The organism is Effusibacillus consociatus (assembly GCF_042652925.1).
GTDB lineage: Bacteria > Bacillota > Bacilli > Tumebacillales > Effusibacillaceae > Effusibacillus > Effusibacillus consociatus.
Genome location: NZ_JBHSHC010000025.1, coordinates 15,156 through 34,147 on the forward strand (window position 1 = coordinate 15,156; position 18,992 = coordinate 34,147).

The window sequence follows — 18,992 nt, forward strand, 5'->3', positions numbered from 1 at the left end:
GATCATTTTCCACCTCGCAATTTCGTTGGAATGTGGGACAGGAGACCGGGATGCCAATTGACAATTCCCTTTATCCAAACCGCACCGATTAAAAACAGACAGCCCATGATCACAATGATCCACTGGGTGGGTAAGAATCCCCCGAGTAACGCTCCGAGCAAAGAACCGACGATTTGCCCGAAGACGAGAATCGAATTTGCCGCTCCAACACGCTCTCCCGTGTTTTCTTCCTTCGACTCTTTCGTAACCGCCAGAATAATCGATTGCAAAATCGCGCTGAAGCAGAACCCTTGCAGAATGCGCAGCGGAATCAACCAGGCTGCATGTTCGGGAATCGATTGCAGGACGATACTCACTCCGCATCCCGCTATTGCCATGAAAAAGTTTCTTTCGATTTTGCTGCGATCATTCAGCATTCCCCACCAGGGAGCTCCCACAAGACCAGCCCCCCAAGCAATCGCTTGCAGCACCCCGACCCATGTGGGTGCATAATCGGCTGTTCCGTTCAGCCCCTCAACATGTGGCCCAAAGACAATGACAAACCCGAAAATCCCGATTTGAGAACAAATACCCGCGATTAAAAAGGGGCGTAATCGTGAGTTCGACAGCAAATCAACGAATACACGATATACAGGTGTTTTCGGACATTCCGCGGATTCGCTCCTTGTCGATTCGCGTAAGACCCGAGCTGCGACTAAACCGCTGACTCCCGTCAGGATCCCGATACTGCACAACAAGGACCGAAATCCGATGAAATCTGCCATTATTCCGCCAATTACCGGTCCTGCAAGGGACCCGGCCGCAGTGGCGCTCTGCAGGATTCCGAGGATTCGGCCGCGATCCCCTTCCGTGGTTTCCGCAGCCGCGTATGCGGAGGCAGCATCCACCACTCCACCGAATGCCCCTTGAAGCAAACGGCATAGAAAAAACTGGAGCGGTGTTTGAGAGAGCCCCATCAGAATCAGACTGATGGCAAGACCGAACAACGCCCGTACCACCATCCATTTCCGTCCCCAACGGTCCCCAATTCTCCCCCAAATCGGGGATACCAGACAGAATGTAATAGCAGGAGCAGCCAGGGATAAACCGGACCAAAGCCGATTCTCCGCTGTATGAACGGCTCCAAGTTCATTCAAATAAAAAGGCAGGAGCGGCACCATGACCGTCAACCCGGCGATCGCCAGAAACTGCCCGCTCCAAAGCACCTTAAACCTTCGATCAAGCTGAAAGACGTTTTTCATGACTCACACACTTGCAGCGGATTGCGAGTTTGTCCAACACCGGCCGGCATACTCCCACCACCGGTTCCAAGACGTTTTAAAAGCGGAGCGAGTAACAATCGGGTTGGCCATATTGGACTGAGTAAAAGCTGGGTTTGCATCACATCACGGACGGCTTCCGGCAAATTAAGATCTGCCAAACAAGATTGGATGACGGTTCGAATCGTCTGCCAAAAAGCGGTTTCCTCGATCGAGTACGCTTTTGATAGAACGTCTGTAATCGCATAGAGATTCACTTGAATGCCCAGGGTTTGAAAATAGGAGAGCAGCGCCTCCGGCGTTTCATTGATCAGGCTGTTCGGAGTGCCCGGTTTCACTACGTATCCGGGATCCGTGAGTCCCTCTCGCTCAAGCCAAGGAAGATACAGACGAATTGTGTCATGGTCGCGCAGCAGCAGACCGGTTATCGATCCATTGCGCACAGTCAGCATTACGTTCTGACCGTGGATTTCCGGCATAATCCCGAAACGGAAACAAATCAACGCGGTTTCGATAAACTGCCGACAAATCTCTCCGAATAAGTTGAGCACGGAATCCCGATTCACTGTTCCGGATCTGGCTGCGAGCAAACGGGAAAATGCAGGAATCGTTCCCCGCTCATCCATAACAGCCAATGCGGACATCGCCACCAGTTCTACATTCTTGTCATCAAGCAAATATTCAGGATACTCCCGTACCAAACAAGAAAGATGTCCCGGTTTATCCTCGAAAGGATCTCCTTTCGGGTCGTGAAATCCCCACCAAAACTTTTCACTGCAGAGATGCAGCCGTTTCTGCAGCAGCGGCTCCCGCTCGATTACCTGCTGCAGCAATCGCTGTCCTTTCTCCCCGTTGTTCAAGTATCGCGGGGGAAGGATGCGAAGCGCGGCTAACGAGTAAATGGCAATCGGGACTTTTATGTGGAATCTCCCCCCGTGTTTTGGCGAAAGCGCCCGAACGGAAGAGGTAGCGGCAAATCGCCCCAGTCCGCTGATCAAAGGTATGCAAATCCCCTGCTCCATCTCAGCTTTATACAAAGAACGGAGGACATGCTTCATTTGCCAAGGGTGAACCGGAAGTACGGCATAATCTTTACTTTCCAGTCCGACTCCGGCCATCGCCGCTTCGAGCTGATTGAGCTCGGATTCCGTTAAAATTAAACTGGCGACATCATCCGTGTTCTTCCCTTTCACAATGTGATCCCGTCTTACAGCCACCCAATCCAAACCGAATTCCCGGCCAAATTCAGGGCTGAATTGCCTGTATTCATTACTGTTCCATCCGCGTTTCGCCCTGGAAGTTGGGTGAAACGGGCGATCCCTCAAGGACGATAGCCGTTCCATCGGTAACAGGGACGATGACGATTCGGCGAGTGAGTCCATCTCTTCGATAAATGCATGGGCCGCTTCCAGTGAAAGAGCTGTATGTTCTATCGCGTCTCCCAGTTCCGTCAGGAAATCGCTCAGATTCGGTAACAAGGCGGCCCGTTGTTCCTCGGAAGCCCCTTCAGCCAATACCCGGATCAACTCGATTGGCCCAAGATCTTCCTGAACAGGACCCTCCGGAGAATTTGTTGCCAGAAGAACAGGCAAACGGCTGAGTTTGAACGGTTGAATGAAACGCTGTCGGCGCACCCTAAACATTACGAATCGATTATTGTCCAGTTCCAGACAACAATAAAGTTCGTCAGACGCCAGCTCAAATTCCTGGACCGGCAACATGTCCCCCAGGTTCGGTATGAGAACCGCTTTCTCAGTAATGCCAAGCAGATTTTCATGTACAAGTGCGTTTACAAGATCATGCATCACCGATTCTGTCGCTTGTTTGCGGAACTTTTCCAAATCTGCCCCAGGAGCGGAAGTTCCGATCAATTCAGTTTGCAAGTCGATTTCCCCCCAAAGCAAGCACGCCAGGTGCTTGTGTTCCCATCAACTTCATATTCTCAGTAAAGACTTAACCGGGTTCCAATGTTAGCGGAAACAGCTTTTCGATAAACTTCTTGAGCGCTTGAAATATCCTCGACCGCCATACCCATCGGGTTGAGAATAATGATTTCATCATCCGATTCACGACCGGGTTTCTTTCCGATCAGGATCTCCCCCATCTCGGCATGAAGGTGTTCACGGGAAAAATGGCCTTCCAGTACAAGTTGATTGATGATCTTTTTCTCACGGTTCGATTGATCCCAGTCATCAACTACCACTTTGTCGGCTTTCAAGAACACTTCTTTATGTACATCCATGATCGAAATATTGCTGACAAATGTGCCTTTGCGCAGCCAATCAAACGGAATATACGGTTGGTCGGTTACTGTACAAGTTACCACCACTTCTCCTTCCCGTACGGCGCTTTCGGCGTCTGTCGCCACAATTACCTCCAAATTCGATGAAAACTCACGCAGTTCAGCAGCAAGTCGGGTTGCCGAATCGTGATTTAAATCAAAAAGATGGATGGCGTCAATTTCCGGAAACTGTTCAATCAGTGAACGAAGCTGCATTTTCGCAATAATGCCGCAGCCCATACAAGCTACACTGCGAAACCCTTGCCGTGCCAAGTAACGGGCTCCAATCACTGTCACGGCTGCAGTCCGCATGCCGCTGATCAAACCGGCTTCCATCACTGCAATCGGATAGTTGCTTTCCGGATCGTTCAATATGATAAGACCGCTTGCCCTTTCCATGCCTCGAACCCGGGGATTGTCATGCTTGCTGCCAATCCACTTCAATCCTGAAACCGGGGTTTCCCCGCCAATGTAAGCGGGCATCGCAATGATTCGGTCTGCGATATGACCGTTTTTCTCATCCACACGCAAATAGGGTTTCAGCGGTTGGACGAAATCCCCTTTTGCATGCAGTTCAAGCGCTCTGCTGACAGCCGTTACATACAGATCGGAGGATGCTCCCCCCAGCTTGATGATATCTCCCTTGCTCAAATACAAGATGGAATGATTGGTATTCATGTTCAGACTCCTTTTCACCAAATCTTCGAATTTTTATTTCTATCACTTTGCGGAATGAAACCAGCTAGTTACTAGACAGGTAATTTCACACGCGAGAGCTTGCGGACCCACTCTTCGTCATAGACAGTATCGAGGTAACGATCCCCCCGGTCAGGCAGAACCGTGACCACTCGAGAACCGGGCGGAATTTGCGGGAGGATTTTCTGAATGGCTGCAATCACAGATCCGGACGATCCTCCTGCAAAGATCCCTTCAAATGCCAACAGATCCTGACAACCTTTAACCGACTCAAGATCATTCACATAGATCACTTCGTCGATCTCTCCGGGGCTCAGCAATTCCGGAACCCGACTCGCTCCGATGCCCGGCAGCTCGCGTGGTCCGGGTAGTGCACCGAAGATGACGGATCCGGCTGCATCAACGGCGATTACCTTGACATCAGGAAACTCCTCACGAATACGTCGGGAAAAACCCAGAATGCTTCCGGTCGTACTGACTGCACACACAAGGTAGTCAACCGATCCATCCACTTGTTCGACAATCTCACTCCCTGCACCATGATAATGGGCCTTCCAATTCAGTTCATTGGCATATTGGTTAATCCAGTAGCCGCCCGGAATCTTCTGCACAAGTTCTTTGACCCGTTTGATGCGCGTTTTAAGATAACCGCCCTGCTCATCCGGTTCCGTTACCATGTCAATATTGGCACCGAGTTGTTTGATGATGTTCAGGTTGGTTTTCGTGATTTTCGGATCGACCACGCACGTAAACTGTAAGCCATAAAGCTTTGCCATGATCGCAAGCCCGATTCCAAGATTCCCAGAGGTGCTTTCAATCAAATGAGTTCCGGAATGAATTGTTCCATCCCGCAGCCCCTGTTCAATTATGTAACGAGCCGGGCGGTCCTTCATGCTCCCTCCGGGGTTCATCATCTCCAATTTCGCCAGGACGTTGACCCCGCTGTCTTCAAAGAGTCGCTTCAAACGGACCAACGGTGTCCGTCCTACACAGGCAACAATCGAATCGGCAACTACCCCCTGCCGTACCTTCGCTTGAATAGTGCTCTCTATCAAATCCTACACCCACTTTCGATATAGATTCGTTGTTAATGATAATCATTCTCAGTAATTATATTGAATGATAATCGTTCTCATGTCAACAAAAATTCTGTTGTTTACATTCTTTTTACAAAAAGCCCGCAAATTGCCTCATCGACCGCATACTGGACCGTCTGGCGCCAATTGAAGTGTCCGCTCCTGTGACTTTTGACATATCCATCTCTTCCTTTCATCTCCGTATTGCAATTGCCGGATGATCTTGGCTAACTCATAAAGAAGCCCCATTGATCGATTCCTCCTTTCCCCATCTAGTGGATTCGATTTTTTTTGAACAGCAGAAATAGCCTTACAATAGTCCCACCGCTGACTAGAGCTGAGATCCCGACAGTGAAAGTATGTATGACACTTGATAAAATTCTCCATTCAGACTCCATACAAATCATCTCCTATCCATTTCAAATTAATTTCTCATCTCACTTGATATCCTTACCCACAATATAATTGATAATGATTCTCATTGTCAATTATGAAAACAAAAAATGCTTCCTTTTCGGAAGCATGAACAAGCGGGAATTAGGCAGATTTTTAGTTTTTGGGCCCTTGTACGAGCTTGAATCGACGTACTTAACGAATGGCTAAAATTCTGCGGTTCATCAATATCACGAGAAACACTGTTATCACACAAACTGTCCCCATGAAGCGCAATGCAGCAATCGCCCCGATGGTTTCCCCCAGAAAACCGACCAGCAAATTTCCCAAGGGGATAAATCCCGAATCCATCATCACGACACTCAAGATTCGTCCTCTCAAATGATCCGGAATCGTCTCCTGAATAACGACCCTCTCAATGATCCTGTATCCTTGACTCACCATTCCTACAAGAAACATCAGAAACAAGGCGAATGGATAAAAAGCCGAATAAGAAAAAAGGATAAGTCCTCCGCCAAAAGCCGCTATTCCACCCGAAAAAAGCCACCCCTTGGACAAGGGATATTTCCCCCACCCCAAGGCCAGGGAAGTAATGACAGCCCCTAAAGCAGAGCACGACAAAAGTAAACCGAACCCCTCCGGGCCAGCATGTAAAACCTCTGTTGCAAAGACCGGCATCAACGTCGTATAGGAAAAACCAAAGACCATAGGAACGATCCCCAAACCGAATAGGCAAAGGACGATCGAATGATCCTTGAAGTAGGTAACGGTTTCCTTTATCCCCGGACCGAACTTTAGTTGATTTCCCGTCTCGGCACGCGGATGAACCGGGCCGACCATCATCAATGCAGCAATACTCCCTGCAAAACAGATCACATTCAAGAATACTACTGTGGGAATCGACCAACTGGCAAGCAGCAGTCCGGCAATCCCCGGTCCAATCATCCGCGATATATTCAATGCTGCACTAAAAAACGATAAACCGCTCGTTATGGCCGGTTTCGGGAGAATATTCGGAATCAGCGCATTGCGAACAGGAATTTCAAAAGCTAAAAAAATCCCGTACAGGAGAATGAAACCGGCAAGGTAGCCAATCGAATTGACTCCAAGGTATATAACAAAAGCAAGTACCAAAGTCGTGAGCAGAGCGCCAATTTGCGTTACCATGATTACTTTCCGTCTGTCCCACTTATCTCCCGCCACTCCACCAGGCAATGTGAAGAGCATGATTGGAATCATCCGGCAAAACTCCACAAGACCAACGTAAAATGGGGAATCGGTCAACGTGAACACGAACCAATTTAAAGCCATCCGATTCAACCAATCACCCGTCTCCGCCAAGAAACTTCCGGCCAGAAACCAGTTGTAGTTCGAATAATGACAGGCAAGGTTTCGATTCTCCTGTATCGTTTTCACGAGATTTAAATTGGCCATGGCGCTTCCTCTCCCCAGAACAACTTTCCAATACAAAAAGGGGGAACAAATCCCCCCAGTTGCTGTTTACTGTAGTTTGCTTTCAAATTTATTTCACGAAATACTTTTCCAGATCAGTGAGCAGCAAGTTGGCAGCCTTTACACCGCCCGCAGTATTCCAGATGGCATCATCCACCTTGTGAGCCTTTCCGCTCTTTACAACATTCAGATTCTTCCACAACGGATCGTTGGTCCATTCCTTTTCTGCGTTAGACGCTTTACCGTCCCCGGTTTCATACGTCCAGTAGAACAGAATATCGCCTTCCATTTCCGGAATCCGTTCTTTTGTCACATCATCGGCAAACTTTTCCTTGTTTTGGTTGTCAGGACGGGCCAATCCGATTTGCTTAAAGATAATGCCAGCGAACGTATCATTATAGTAAATGCGGGTTCTGTCCGGCATGAAACGAACCAGCGATACTTTCGTCTTTAATTTGTCGCCCGCTTTTTTCTTGAAGTCTTCTACTCGTTTGTCAAAGTCGGCAATTACTTTGTCGCCTTCCGCCTTCTTGTTCAAAGCTTCCGCATAAAGCTTAAAGTTGTTTTTCCACTCTCCGCGAAGCGTTTCAGAGAATACGGTTGGAGCAATAGCAGACAATTGTTGATAGACTTTTTCTTGACGCAATTTGTTGCCAAGAATCAGATCAGGCTTAAGGGCTGCGATCTCCTCGAGATTCGGTTGTTGTTCCGTACCGAGAACCTTAACCCCTTCCATATCCGCTTTAATATGCTCATACCAAGGATTTCCGGTAAAAGATTTAACAGCTCCAACAGGTTTAATTCCCAGTGCAAGAACCGCTTCAGTTCCTTCGTTTGTCAGAACAACCACTTTTTTCGGAGTCCCTTTGATTTTCGTTTCTCCCATTGCGTGCTTAACCGTGTATTCCTGAGTTGCAGCTGCAGGCTGATCCTGTCCTTTAGTTTGTTGTCCACCGGTTTGTTTTCCGCCGCAACCTGCCAAGACCAATGCGAAAGACAGCAGCATAGCCAGCAGGCCGAATACAGATTTTCTTTTTAGTTGGTATGTACTTGATGACACTTGTTTCTCCCCCTGTACTATTTGATAATGATTATCATTTACATCAATATCCTACTCCCTGTCTAAGGGTCATGTCAAGACCAAATGATAATGATTTTCAAAATCGTTGACAAGAAATTTCACTAACTCTAAACTTTATAATTGAAACTGCTGATCTTCGGCCGATTCACCAAGTCAAAGACCTGGTGAATGCCAAGTTTTCTTTATGGAAGAAGGAATAGAATGAACAACTTGTTGTCGTCCACATCGTCAAAGTTTTTTGGACTCATTGTCTGTTTTCTGATTCTTGCCTGTTTTATTTTTTCGAGTATCGTATTCGGAGTTATGGATACAAGCTGGAAAGAAGCGATTGAAGCATATACCAATTTTAACGGCACAAACGAGCATATAGTAATAAAAGAAGTGCGGGTTCCGCGAGCGTTGATTGCCGCAGCAGTCGGAGCAAGTCTCGGAATATCAGGTGCTTTACTGCAAGCGTTAACCAAAAATCCATTAGCCGATCTCAGCATTTTCGGAATCAATTCGGGAGCCTCTTTTTTTATAGTGCTGGCCGTATCTATTTTTTCTATTAATTCCTTGTCGCTGTTTACTTGGATTGCATTTGTTGGTGCCGCACTCACCGGGATAGCGGTGTACTTCTTGGGTTCAATCGGAAGAGACGGGATGTCTCCTGTCAAACTTACGTTAGCGGGTGCAGCAATGACAGCATTATTTTCTTCACTCACCCATGGCCTGCTGGTGGCGAATGAAAGAACATTGGAAGAAGTGTTATTCTGGTTATCCGGTTCGGTCGCGGGGCGGAAACTGGACATCCTCACTGACGTTTTTCCCTATATGGCGGCTGCTTGGATCGTGGCGCTTATTATTGCCGGCCCCATCAACCTATTGATGTTGGGAGAGGATGTGGCGAAAGGGTTAGGCCAACGTACTTTATTGGTCAAAATCGTTACAGGGATTACGATCGTAGCCCTCGCCGGCAGCGCAGTCGCTGTTGCAGGTCCAATTGGTTTTGTCGGCCTTGTCATCCCGCATATCACTCGTTCTCTTGTTGGAATTGACAATCGTTGGATCGTTACATACAGCGCTGTGTTAGGAGCTGTTTTGCTCTTGGGGGCGGATATATCAGCACGCTTCATCGCGATGCCGAAAGAGATGCCGATAAGTGTGATGACAGCTTTAATCGGAGTGCCATTCTTTGTTTATGTCGCTCGAAGGGGGCTTACAAGATGATGAAGAAGTATACAGCTTTTCGAATCGAGAAGCCCCGGGTTTCTTTTCTGGTTGACAGAAAGACCGCACTCATAACCGGTGTACTACTATTGCTTACCTTTATCACATTGGTGGTAAGTACGGCGTTGGGGACCATGAAGATCCATCCGATCGAAGTGTTAAAAGTCTTGATAGGCAACGGGGCGGAACAATATGAGGTGATCATACAGTCATTCCGTCTGCCGCGGAATCTGATTGCTATCCTTGTAGGCGCGGCTTTCGGAATATCGGGTGTGATCATGCAAGGGATCTTTCGCAACCCGTTAGCTTCACCTGATGTTATAGGAATTACTGGTGGTGCCTCAGTTGCAGCGGTTGTGTTTGTTACAGTCTTTGAAAAGACAAGCATCCACCTTCTTCCGTTTATCGCCTTCTTCGGTGCCGCATTGATGGCATTGCTGATTTACCTATTGGCATGGAAAAAGGGAGTCACCCCCCTCCGCCTCGTATTGATCGGGGTCGGAATGGACTTTGCGACAAAAGCTTTAGTCACTTTGTTCCTTGTAATCAGCCATATCCATCTTACAAGCAAGGCGAAAGTCTGGTTAACCGGTACAATTTATGGAACGACTTGGGACAATGTGATCATGATGTTTCTTTGGATGGTTGTGCTGATTCCGCTTGCGTTCGTTTTCGGGCGAAATGTGAATGTTCAGCAGTTGGGAGACGAAATTGCAACAGGTGTGGGGAGTCAGTTGCAGCGTCACAGGATCATTTTATTGTCAATTTCGGTTGCCTTGGCAGGCTCCGCTATCGCTTTTGGAGGTACCATCGCTTTTGTCGGGCTGCTGGCTCCTCATATTGCCCGAAAATTGGTCGGCCCGTCATTCGGAGGATTGCTGCCTGTTGCGGCATTGGTGGGAGCCATCACGGTTATGGTTGCCGACCTGATCGCGAGGACAGCTTTTGCACCTATGGATCTGCCGGTTGGGATCTTCACTTCTTCAATCGGAGCTCCCTTTTTCATCTATCTGTTGTACAAAAACCGAAATCAGTAGGATGGGGAGATTGCAAATGGACGCTTTGGAAACAAAAGAACTGACGTTATCATACGGGGATCAAATCATCATCGATCAGTTAAACCTTCTGATCCCCAAAGGAAAAATTACGGTTTTTATCGGCAGCAACGGCTGCGGCAAGTCCACCCTGTTGCGGGCGATGGCCCGTTTGCTAAAACCGGTGGAGGGAGCGGTCTTGCTCGACGGTCAGGAAATCAACAAACTGCCAACGAAAGAGATTGCCAAACGGCTTGCCATTCTTCCGCAAGCCCCGATTGCTCCGGAGGGATTAACCGTCCTGCAATTAGTGAAACAAGGACGTTATCCCTATCAAAATTGGCTCCAGCAATGGTCGGCGGAAGACGAGCAAATGGTCAACTTTGCACTGGATGCAACGCAAATGAAACCATTCGCGGAACAGTTGGTGGATTCATTGTCAGGCGGACAACGGCAAAGAGCTTGGATTGCGATGACACTGGCCCAAGGAACGAAGACCATTTTGCTGGACGAACCCACCACATACCTCGATATGACTCACCAGATTGAAGTACTGGACATTCTTTTTGAATTGAACGAACAAGAACAACGGACCATCGTAATGGTTTTACACGACTTAAATCTTGCCTGTCGATACGCTCATCACATTGTGGCTCTGAAAAATCAGACCATTTATGCCCAGGGGAAACCGGAACATGTTGTGACGGAAGAAATGGTTCGTGCCGTATTTGAGATGGATTGTCAGATCATTGAGGATCCGCTTTACGGAACTCCGATGTGCATACCGCACGGAAGAGGAAGGAAAGTTTATAAACAACGGGCTGTGCTTGCTTGATGCAACGGATAGAATCCTTCCTGATCGAGGTTGGATTCTTTTTTTGACTAATTTCAGGAAATTGGGTATCATTAGAGAGAATGATTCTCAATCGCAGGAGCGATCCGGATATGAACGGGATAGTAAGTTTGGAAAATGTACTGGATCAGTTACGAAGCAAAGGTCTGCATCTTCCGGTGGTATTTCCTGATGGTCTCAACAAGGAGCCTGTGGAATTGAACGTCGTGTCCGTTCAGGACCTGCTTTCGGGGGACAAGTTGGAAGACTTGATCGCCCGGGCCGCCCGAAGGATGAATTCTGGGAATCTTGCAGCCGCCGCTTCGTTGTTTCAAAAGCGATACGCCAGTGCTTTGTTAGCGTCTGTTTTAAATCCCCTGCTGAGAGAAAACATTGGGATTTTGGCAGATTCCGAACAGACGGAAATTGTTCTGGAAGATGATTTGCCCGCCGGAATCAGGCTGAAAGATCCGTCAAAATGGGTTTGGCTTGAATCGGGAAGTCCTCTCATTACTCAGGTGTTTGAGGCCGTATTCGACGACAATCTGGGGCAGCTGATTTATCGAATCGCATCCGAATTCGGGCTCTCTCCCATGATCATGTGGGGCAATGTGGGGAATTACATCGGATATGTACATGAACAATTTAGCAAGGATCCGTCGCAAGGAGATTTCACCAAAGAGATTTTTGACAGATTATTAAAAGGTTCAGGATTCAACGCTCCCCCCTTCTGTTCCACTTATCAAACTGTTCTTCTGGAAGAGGCAGAGCCGGCTCAATGGGTTCGAGTCCGTTCAACGTGCTGTTTATGGTACCAATTTCCCGGCAATCAGAATAAACCCTGCAGTACATGTCCGCGACTCAGCGGAAAAGAAAGAACAAAACTTCTGGCTAAATCGAAAAAAGCGTAGGGGCTTTCCCCTACGCTTCATTTTGTTTTTTGTCATTACCGAACCGCTATTTTTTTCGGATGCTCTTCGACCACTGTTCCAACCACCGTTGCCGCTTCCACACCGTTTTTCTTTAATGCGTCAACAAGCGCGTCTGCCTCTTCGGCGGGAACGGACAGCAGCAGCCCGCCGGAAGTCACCGCATCACACAGAATCTTGCGGGTAACCTCATCGATCGAATCTGCATATTCCACATCGTCTGCCAACCATTCATAATTGCGAAGTGAGCCGCCGGGAACAATACCCTGTTCCGCTAAGGCATACGCATCCGGGAGCATCGGGACCGCCTTTGCATCAATCTCGATTCCGACACAAGCACCGCGGGCCATTTCGGCCGCATGACCCAACAGTCCGAATCCGGTAATGTCTGTACATGCGTGCACCGTAAAGTTTTGGGCCGTTTCGGATGCAACTTTATTTAACGTCGCCATGATGGTCTCGACCTGTTCAATTGCTTCCGGTGCTGCTTTCGCCCGTTTGATGGCTGTTGTCACAATTCCAACCCCAATCGGCTTTGTCAGGACCAACTTGTCGCCAACACAGGCACCTGCATTCGTCCACACTTTTTCCGGGTGGACAATTCCGGTAACTGCCATCCCAAACTTGGGATCAGAGTCATCAATCGAGTGACCTCCGGCAATTACGGCTCCCGCTTCGCGAACCTTGTCAGCCCCTCCGCGCAGAATTTCAGCCAGGATCTTTTTATCCAACTTGCTTATAGGGAAGCCAACTATGTTCAATACGGTCAGCGGCTTTCCTCCCATCGCATACACATCCGACAGCGCGTTTGCTGCTGCAATGGCACCAAACATATACGGGTCGTCGACAATCGGCGTAAAATAATCCACCGTTTGTACGATCGCCAGATCATCCGTTAATTTGTAAACTCCTGCATCGTCCGAAGTATCTAAACCGACGATGAGGTTCGCATCAGGAATATTTTTTGGCAAGTGGCTCAACACTTGAGCCAGGTCCGCAGGACCAATTTTGCAGCCTCAGCCCGCTTTTTCAGATAATAAAGTCAAGCGTATCGCTTCGGCGGGGGTAACTGCATCACCCGAGACGTCTGCAAGCTTCTCGGACACTGTGGATGCATTCTTCAATTTCTCTTGGGAAAATTGTTCTGACATCGAACATCAAAGCCTCCTTACGAATGGTTGTCATTACGGGAAGATCCACATGACGTAACGCATGCTCCAGTGCATTCAGAGAGAACGGAGTGGTTCTCACCGCCACCAAACAGGTCGGAAGGTCTTCGGTTGGCAGGCTCCCGCCGCCGACCTGGGACATTCCTTCGACAACCTCCACTACCGCTTTGTCTTGAAACACCGCCTTTAGCCCCTCGGACAGCCGCTGAGCCTCCGAGTACAACTCGTCCTTTTTCCGGGTCAGCAAATAGAGAGTCGGAACTTCCCGCAACGCTCTTTCTTCATCAAGATACAACAGAAGTGTTGCTTCAAGTGCCGCTAATGTAAGTTTGTCGACTCGAAGTGCACGGGTCAGCTGGTTTTTCTTAATTCGTTTGATATACTCGGCTTTTCCTGCAATAATTCCGGCCTGTGTGCCGCCGAGCAGCTTGTCCCCTGAAAAAGAAACAATATCCACTCCGGCCTTGAGGGATTCCCCAACAGTAGGTTCATCTCCGATCCCGAATTTTCTCAGGTCAATCAACGAACCGGATCCGAGATCCTCATAGACAGGGACTCCACTCCGGTGTGCCAATGCGGTGAGATCGGCTAATTCCGGTTGGTAGGTAAAGCCCACGATCCTGAAATTACTCGTATGAGCCTTCATGATGAGGGCAGTGTCTTCCTCAATGGCATTCTCGTAATCACTTTCATGAGTTTTGTTGGTCGTTCCAACCTCAACAAGGGTTGCTCCCGATTCCTTCATGACTTCCGATACACGGAAGGAACCGCCAATCTCGACCAGCTGACCGCGAGATACAATGACCTTTCGGCCTTTCGCCATCTCCCTAAGCACCAGAAGAACAGCCGCCGCATTATTGTTCACAACAAGGGCCGCTTCGGCACCCGTCAATTTGCATATCAATTCCTCCACGTGATCATAACGTGAACCCCGTTCTCCCGTGGAGAGATTGAGCTCCAAGTTCGAATACCCTTGTGCAGTGCGATTGATCGCTTCAAGAGCCGTTTCGGCCAAGGGAGCCCGCCCGAGATTTGTATGCAATACGACACCGGTCGCATTAATCACTCGTCTGAAATTTGCACGGAATTGATGAAGCAGGTACCGTTCCGCCTGCTCCAAAAGTTCTTGCTCCGACACCTCGTTCGTCCGTTCCCCGGACAAAATTTGCCCACGTACTTCAGAAATGATATGAGCAACCGCTTCGGATACCAGGTCATGCGAATACAACTGAATCAACCGCTGACTTGGGGGAGCATCCAGAAGCCGGTGAACGGCCGGGATCTTGCGCAAGAGATCGGTATTAACTTGGGCTGACATTTGTTCACCTCAACAAACATACTCGATTACAACCTATTCTACCGAAAATCAATATGGGTTAGCAAATCAACAATTGTAGTCCAGCCTACATTTGAAAACAAAAATGAAAAACAAAAACGGTCAACCGATTTGACCGGCTGACCCAGAATGCAAAAAGTTCAAGTCACAGCAAGTTTAACGACCAGACCAAGAAACAGCTTACCATTACGAGGATTGTAAAGAAAAAGCGCTGGTATCTTTTTTTCATAGAACCCAATCCTCCATGATTTTACTGTAGAAAAAGTTTTTCCTATGGTTAAAATATGTGGAGCCGGGACATTTTGACAAACATCAAATCCATGTTTACCGCCCAAATTGAGGTATAAGGAGATTGGGGTTAAACCTGCTGCATCCGTCTTCTGGCAAACCAGCGGGACAGCAGACCATGGCTGGGAGAGAAAACGAGCGTCAAGGCAAAAACAATTCCGGCAATTGTAGTCATCGATCCGGCAATGGAAGCATCCAGGAAAGAAGCCAGGTAATAACCGAGAATTGCACACATTACACCGATCAACATGCTCAATCCGAGCATGACGCTAAGCCGATCCGTCAACAAATACGCTGTTGCACCCGGAACAATCAGCATGGCGACTACAAGAACAGCTCCCACGCTCTCAAATGCAGCCACGGTTGTCAAAGACACTAACCCCATCATCAAATAATGGATCAGGAGAACCGGAATCCCAACCGCGGCCGCCATTGCCGGGTCGAATGAACAGATCTTAAATTCCTTATAGAAAAAACCTACAACCAGCAGACTGATCAGGAAAGTTCCCCCTACCATCCAGACCGCTCTTGGTCCCAAACCAATCCCATTGATCTCAAGCGTGTTCCACGGTACAAAAGCGATTTCCCCGTAAAGCACGTGTTCAAGATCCAGGTGAACATCCCTGGCAAACACGGATACAAGCACCACTCCAACCGCAAAAAGGGCTGTAAACGTTACACCGATCGCCGCATCGGATTGAACCCCGCTTTGGTGCAAAGTCTGAACCAAGAAAGCGGTCAGCAGTCCAAGTGCAGCAGCCCCAATCAGCATTACGGAGCTGTTCATGTTGTGGCTTACCAAAAACGCAATCACAATTCCGGGTAGAACCGCATGACTGATTGCATCACCCAACATGGCCATTTTTCTGAGGATCAGAAAGCAGCCCAGAAAGGCACAGGAAGCCGCAACCAGTGAACCTGTCAGAAGAATCCATCCGGTATCGCTCACACGGAACCTCCCCCTTCGTACGAACGAATTCTGTGGTAAGATTCAGCATGAATCTCCTGCTCAATCTGCTGGCGCGTACGGTAGCGGCGAATCAGCTTCATTAACAGGCCTCGCCGTGGTGCAAAAAGAAGAGACAGCAAGAACAATGCGGTAGCCGTTAACACAATAACGGGTCCCGTAGGCATATTGGTGATCAAGGTACTGATGAGACTGCCCAAGACCCCCGATATGGCCCCGAACGCTCCCGCAATCAGGATCATTCGATCCAAGCGTTCCGTCCAATACCGGGCGGCAATAGCCGGCGTAATCAACATGGCAGACATCAGTACAACCCCAACTGCCTGTAAGCCGATGACGACCGACAATACGATGAGCAGCATCAACACCGCATTCAGGAATCCCATCGGATACCCGATTCCCCTGCCGAAATTCGGATCAAAACTCAGCAGCTTAAACTCCTTGAACAAGAGCCCGGTGATCACAAGCAGAATCACGGCCATCCCCATCATGATGTTCACATCTGCCCCTACCAGGGAAGCTGCTTTCCCAAACAGGAATGCATCCAACCCGCTTTGATTGCCCTTCGGGCTGTGTTGAATCCTTGTTAACAGCAAAATCCCGAATCCGAAAAATACGGAGAGAACCAATCCCAGCGCTGAGTCTTCCTTAATTCGGGAGTATTTGGTGATCATACCGATACAAAACGAACACAGTAAACCGGCAACCGCAGCCGCTATGAGGAACACCCCCATTGATTTGCTTCCATAGAGCATATACCCGACGCAAATACCGGGCAGAGCTGCATGAGCGACCGCATCCCCCATCAAGCTGTGCTTTCTCAGATAGGCAAAACACCCGAGAACGCCGCTGCTTAGTCCGAGCAAAAAGCAGGCGGCAACCACCCATCTGGTATTTGGATCGGACAGCATTTCCCAGACCTGTTCCATCGCAAACACGCTCCTATATTCCCGCAATCGTCAGGTGTTCCCCTGTCTTCAGCAATGCAAGCCGGCCACCGTAAGTTGTTTGAAGATTCTCCGGAGTAAACACCTCTTCTGTCGGCCCCATTGCAACTTTCCGAACATTGAGCATCAACAGCCAATCAAAGTATTCTTTCACCGTTTGCAGGTCATGATGAACTACGAGTACCGTCTTCCCTTGTGTCTTCAGTTCATTTAGCAAAGAAATGATCGCCTTTTCCGTTGCCGCATCCACACCGGCAAACGGTTCATCCATGAAGTAAATCGCCGCGTCCTGGGCGAGTGCCCTCGCCAGAAACACCCGTTGCTGTTGACCGCCGGACAATTGACTGATTTGCCGATTCGCAAAATCCGCCATTCCGACTTTTTCCAAACAGTTCATGGCAATCTCGCGGTCCAGTGAACTGGGGCGTCTGAACCAACCGATGTGACCATAACGCCCCATCAATACAACATCAAAAGCATTGGTCGGAAAATCCCAATCGACCGACTCTCTTTGCGGAACGTACCCAATTAGTTTGCGTTGGGTTTTATAGGGCTTGCCATAGATCTCAACTTCTCCGGATACGGTTGGCACAAGTCCCAATATCCCTTTTATCAATGTCGATTTTCCCGCCCCGTTGGGACCGACGATTCCAATCAGTTTCCCCTCCGGGCACTCCAGATCAATCTCCTGCAGAACCGGTTTGCGGTGATAGGCGATCGTCAGATTTTTAACCGATACGGGTATCAGACTGATGTTTTCATCCATAGTTTTTCCTCCTTTGGATGCAAATAGCAGGAACTACTTAAGAGCCGAAACAATGGTATCGACATTATGGCGAACCATGCCGATATAAGTTCCTTCTTTGGTTCCCGGATCCCCCATCGCATCCGAGAAAAGCTCACCGCCGATAGTAACCTGGTGATTTTTTGCTTTTGCACCTTCGACCACTGCTTCGATTGCGCGTTTCGGAACGCTTGATTCGACAAACACAGCCTTAATTTTGCGCTGTACGAGCAGATCTACGAGATTTTGCACGTCTTTCAGTCCATATTCGGAATCAGTGCTGATTCCCTGCAATCCTTTGACTTCCAGATCATAAGCTCTTCCGAAATAGTTAAACGCGTCATGAGCGGTTACCAGCACCCGTCTTTCTTTTGGAATCTGGGCCAACTGCGTTTTTGCGTACGCATCCAATTCCTCCAGCTGTTTCAAATATTGCTGGGTATTTTTCTCAAAATCGGCTTTGTGTTGAGGAGCCGCTTCAATCAAACCATCGCGTACTCTTTCCACAGCTTTCATCCACATTTTTACGTCAAACCAAACATGCGGATCGAAATGTCCGCCAAAATCGGGCGGTTCCTGCAGCTGTGTTTCCGGTATATACTCGGTGACCGCGATTGCCGGTTTTTCCCGTGAGAGTTTCACAAAGATATCTGCCATTTTCCCTTCCAGATTCAAACCATTGTAGAAAATGATATCCGCTTCCTTCAACTTCGCGATATCTCCTTGGGAAGCTTTATACAAATGGGGATCCACACCGGGGCCCATTAATCCGGTGACTTCCACATGATCCCCCCCGACATTCTTCACAATGTCAGTGATCATCCCGATCGTGGTGGTAACCTTGATTTTGCCGTCAATCTTACCGCTCGTATTTCCCGAAGTTGTTTCGGTTGTTCCGCAGCCCGACAGAAGCAAACCCAAGGTTAGAGTCAACACTCCCATCAAACTCGCCAGTTTCCGAAATGCCATTCCCATGTCTCTCCCTCCGATTATGTTTCTGTTAGTAAAATATATTTCTTTAGGACAACTATCTTTCCTAAAGGAAAATTTTTTGCAAAAAAAATTTTCCAAAGATTCCTTCGCCCAAAAATGTTTCCTCTGTACAACATTATATGCAGGAATGATTGAAAAGTCTATACCAATCTTAAAAAACAAAATGAATTTTTACAGAGGGTTATCCACTTAACTTAAATCGGGTAGGAGGCTACCCATTAATTGAGTAGCCGGCCTCCCACACCACCGTACGTACCGTTCGGTAT

The 18,992-nt window shown here is 48.4% G+C and carries 17 protein-coding genes; 4 read left to right on the forward strand and 13 right to left on the reverse strand.

The features are described 5' to 3' along the window. Window positions 1-2: 2 nt before the first annotated feature. From ACFO8Q_RS04250 to ACFO8Q_RS04280, 7 genes are all read right to left on the reverse strand, one after another. Window positions 3-1,241, reverse strand: a complete 1,239-nt coding sequence (locus ACFO8Q_RS04250) for an MFS transporter (protein ID WP_380024496.1) — start codon at window positions 1,239-1,241, stop codon at window positions 3-5. Continuing rightward, window positions 1,238-3,142, reverse strand: a complete 1,905-nt coding sequence (locus ACFO8Q_RS04255) for an IucA/IucC family protein (protein ID WP_380024497.1) — start codon at window positions 3,140-3,142, stop codon at window positions 1,238-1,240. Before ACFO8Q_RS04255 ends, ACFO8Q_RS04250 begins: the two co-directional genes overlap by 4 nt. A gap of 59 nt (window positions 3,143-3,201) precedes the next feature. Continuing rightward, the gene (gene sbnB / locus ACFO8Q_RS04260) at window positions 3,202-4,218 is read right to left on the reverse strand and encodes a 2,3-diaminopropionate biosynthesis protein SbnB (RefSeq protein ID WP_380024498.1); all 1,017 of its coding nucleotides are present in this window, start codon (window positions 4,216-4,218) and stop codon (window positions 3,202-3,204) included. Between the two features lie 71 nt (window positions 4,219-4,289). Then, window positions 4,290-5,291 carry a 2,3-diaminopropionate biosynthesis protein SbnA gene (gene sbnA, locus ACFO8Q_RS04265; RefSeq protein WP_380024499.1) on the reverse strand — a complete coding sequence of 334 codons (1,002 nt, stop codon included), beginning with the start codon at window positions 5,289-5,291 and terminating at the stop codon, window positions 4,290-4,292. Window positions 5,292-5,426: 135 nt separating this feature from the next. Then, window positions 5,427-5,561, reverse strand: coding sequence for a hypothetical protein (locus ACFO8Q_RS04270; protein WP_380024500.1), 135 nt, complete (start codon window positions 5,559-5,561; stop codon window positions 5,427-5,429). A gap of 339 nt (window positions 5,562-5,900) precedes the next feature. Then, complete coding sequence (locus ACFO8Q_RS04275) at window positions 5,901-7,139, reverse strand: MFS transporter (RefSeq protein WP_380024501.1); 1,239 nt, start codon at window positions 7,137-7,139, stop codon at window positions 5,901-5,903. 88 nt (window positions 7,140-7,227) lie between these two features. Next, complete coding sequence (locus ACFO8Q_RS04280; RefSeq protein ID WP_380024510.1) at window positions 7,228-8,163, reverse strand: ABC transporter substrate-binding protein; 936 nt, start codon at window positions 8,161-8,163, stop codon at window positions 7,228-7,230. 276 nt (window positions 8,164-8,439) lie between these two features. On the opposite strand from ACFO8Q_RS04280, the gene ACFO8Q_RS04285 reads away from it, so the two are divergent. From ACFO8Q_RS04285 to fhuF, 4 genes are all read left to right on the forward strand, one after another. Next, window positions 8,440-9,447 carry a FecCD family ABC transporter permease gene (locus ACFO8Q_RS04285; RefSeq protein ID WP_380024502.1) on the forward strand — a complete coding sequence of 336 codons (1,008 nt, stop codon included), beginning with the start codon at window positions 8,440-8,442 and terminating at the stop codon, window positions 9,445-9,447. Further along, window positions 9,447-10,484: a FecCD family ABC transporter permease gene (locus tag ACFO8Q_RS04290; protein ID WP_380024511.1), complete on the forward strand. Its 1,038-nt coding sequence runs from the start codon at window positions 9,447-9,449 to the stop codon at window positions 10,482-10,484. The genes ACFO8Q_RS04285 and ACFO8Q_RS04290 overlap by 1 nt, the downstream gene beginning before the upstream one ends. A gap of 16 nt (window positions 10,485-10,500) precedes the next feature. After that, on the forward strand, window positions 10,501-11,316 hold the full coding sequence (locus ACFO8Q_RS04295) for an ABC transporter ATP-binding protein (RefSeq protein WP_380024503.1): 816 nt from the start codon (window positions 10,501-10,503) through the stop codon (window positions 11,314-11,316). Window positions 11,317-11,426: 110 nt separating this feature from the next. Continuing rightward, window positions 11,427-12,224, forward strand: coding sequence for a siderophore-iron reductase FhuF (gene fhuF / locus ACFO8Q_RS04300; protein ID WP_380024504.1), 798 nt, complete (start codon window positions 11,427-11,429; stop codon window positions 12,222-12,224). Window positions 12,225-12,259: 35 nt separating this feature from the next. On the opposite strand, the gene selD is transcribed toward fhuF, so the two are convergent. From selD to ACFO8Q_RS04330, 6 genes are all read right to left on the reverse strand, one after another. Beyond that, a complete protein-coding gene (gene selD, locus ACFO8Q_RS04305; RefSeq protein WP_380024512.1) occupies window positions 12,260-13,294 on the reverse strand; it encodes a selenide, water dikinase SelD in 1,035 nt (344 codons plus the stop codon). A gap of 22 nt (window positions 13,295-13,316) precedes the next feature. Then, window positions 13,317-14,729, reverse strand: coding sequence for an L-seryl-tRNA(Sec) selenium transferase (gene selA, locus ACFO8Q_RS04310; RefSeq protein ID WP_380024505.1), 1,413 nt, complete (start codon window positions 14,727-14,729; stop codon window positions 13,317-13,319). Between the two features lie 376 nt (window positions 14,730-15,105). Next, window positions 15,106-15,984: a metal ABC transporter permease gene (locus tag ACFO8Q_RS04315; RefSeq protein WP_380024506.1), complete on the reverse strand. Its 879-nt coding sequence runs from the start codon at window positions 15,982-15,984 to the stop codon at window positions 15,106-15,108. Beyond that, window positions 15,981-16,931, reverse strand: coding sequence for a metal ABC transporter permease (locus ACFO8Q_RS04320; RefSeq protein WP_380024507.1), 951 nt, complete (start codon window positions 16,929-16,931; stop codon window positions 15,981-15,983). Before ACFO8Q_RS04320 ends, ACFO8Q_RS04315 begins: the two co-directional genes overlap by 4 nt. Before the next feature lie 13 nt (window positions 16,932-16,944). Further along, window positions 16,945-17,715: a metal ABC transporter ATP-binding protein gene (locus ACFO8Q_RS04325; RefSeq protein ID WP_380024508.1), complete on the reverse strand. Its 771-nt coding sequence runs from the start codon at window positions 17,713-17,715 to the stop codon at window positions 16,945-16,947. Window positions 17,716-17,748: 33 nt separating this feature from the next. Next, the gene (locus tag ACFO8Q_RS04330) at window positions 17,749-18,708 is read right to left on the reverse strand and encodes a metal ABC transporter solute-binding protein, Zn/Mn family (RefSeq protein ID WP_380024509.1); all 960 of its coding nucleotides are present in this window, start codon (window positions 18,706-18,708) and stop codon (window positions 17,749-17,751) included. Between the last annotated feature and the right edge of the window lie 284 nt (window positions 18,709-18,992).